At 54.7% G+C, this 1,944-nt stretch carries 1 protein-coding gene; it reads right to left on the reverse strand.

The genetic code is table 11. The features are described from left to right. Window positions 1-673 precede the first annotated feature (673 nt). Entirely contained in the window at window positions 674-1,702 is a 1,029-nt protein-coding gene (locus tag AC07ZH_RS20450) for a hypothetical protein (protein WP_495201113.1), read from the reverse strand. Window positions 1,703-1,944 lie beyond the last annotated feature (242 nt).

Consider the following 1,944-nt stretch of genomic DNA (forward strand, 5'->3'; position numbering starts at 1 on the left):
TGGCTCTACCGCACGATCACATGTCTCTACTGACCGGGTACTCAGGGCCGCGGCTCAAAGACGTTGAAAGGCATGGTGCTCAGACCCCAATCCCGGAACGGCGGGCGCAGCGTCAGATTCGCTCACTTCCGTCTACTTTTTTGGCAGCATGCCTGTGCGAAGAGCGGGAGCCGGGGTATGCGCCCGGCGGCGCAGTAACTTTCTTTCGGGTCGCCGAAAGAAAGTCACCAAAGAAAGGGCGACCCCGCTGTCCGCGTCCCCTGAGCTTCGCTCCGGGGCAACCTGCGGTGCTCGCTTCAGGCGGGGTCCGCGCAAACTCGCTTCGCTCAAACAAGCGCGGCCCTGATCCGCCTGAAGCTGTGCTCCTCGGCACGGACAGAGGGGAGGGGTGCCAAACAGCCTTTCGGCATCGCTGCGCTCGACCGGGCGTCAGCAGCGCACGCGGCGCATGCATTGGGGTCGGATCGCGATTTCGCAGCCAAAGTTGTACTTGCCATACTCTGGAATGCTGAGCACAACAGGTGTTTTTTGCCATTAATGTGAGGGTGATGAGAGGCGGCCGGTTGTCTAAAACAGTTTTCTATCTGCCAGCGGATGCTCAGCTCTGCAGTGAGGCTTGGTCGCCACAAGCACCACGACTCTAGAAAAAGCTGGTCAGGATGAATTTCGCGCGCTAAGTTTCCTTACCTGTTCCCAAATATCGCATGAGCACGCTTGGCGCTTGCCTCACCATTCGGCGCACGCCATCGATGGGACGAACGCCGGCTGCGAATCCATATAGCTTGAAGCCTCCGCAATCGCTCGCGATGGCGATGCCTGCGGGGATCCACAGACATCCATACTTCGAACTAAATATGATACTGTGGTCCGCAGACTCCATGCGTTGTTCTCGCTCACCTATCGTCTGAATGCGAGCCAAGAGTTCATATGGATCAGTGAACTCAATAGCAGATCCTGACCCCGCGCTTCGGGTTATTGTCAGTTCGGCATGCAGCCACGCAATTGCATCTTCATTTGGTGAGTATCTCCCGACGGCATAGGAGTTCTCGGAGATAAGCAGATGAAACTCTCCGAGGCGCATATCCAAATGTTCAACCACGACGACGCCGGGAGGGTCAAGTCTCAGTTTCAAGGCGACAGCTCCTGCAGCACGACGCACGGTGATGCACGGGCCGACTACTTCAATGTCCCAGTTCAAAGTTGAGCCTTCCCATGCGTTTTCGACTAGTTTCAGTACCGGGATACCGAATTCATCAGTAAATATCGCTGAGATGGTGCCGGGTGTATCGCCTTGGCCCGGAATAACACTGATTACATTCTGGCCATAATGTTTAAGAACGGTCTGTACTGCCGGGCTATACCGGAGTCCACCGATGCTGAGAATCGCATTGCCCCCATAGAAGTCGATAGGACCGACTGGCTTGCCTACCTCTGCAAGCGGCGTCGATTGAATGGTTCTATACGCGGCACTTACTGATGCCTTGGAGCGCTGCCCACGAGTTACCGCATCATGACAACTACCACAAAGACAACAAATATGGGCTGGATCGTGTACTGTGGCATCCTCGAATTCGGGGTCGATGTGTTCGTATTGGTAGAAACCCGAACGACAAATTACGCATCCAAATCTAGAGCGCCTACGGATTTTGCGCGCGACTGCGGCGGGGATATGCCGTGAAAGTCCATGCTTGTTTGCTGCCATGCATCGTCCATCGCGGTTAAATGATTGATTAATAGTCGTCCCGAGCTGAGGGTAATTCGGGCATAGAAGGAGATTTGGAATTATCGTATAGCCGGAACGGCTCGATTGCACCCAGTCAAACCTCAGACTTTTCCAAAATAATTTTTTCTGAATAGCACGAAAACCGGGGCCGATCTCATTTTCGCGTCAAATTTTCAGAGGTCATCCGCAGACATCTCCCCCGACCCCAGCTGCCCCCGCAC

It is taken from the genome of Simplicispira sp. GW247-4R2A (genome assembly GCF_059424465.1).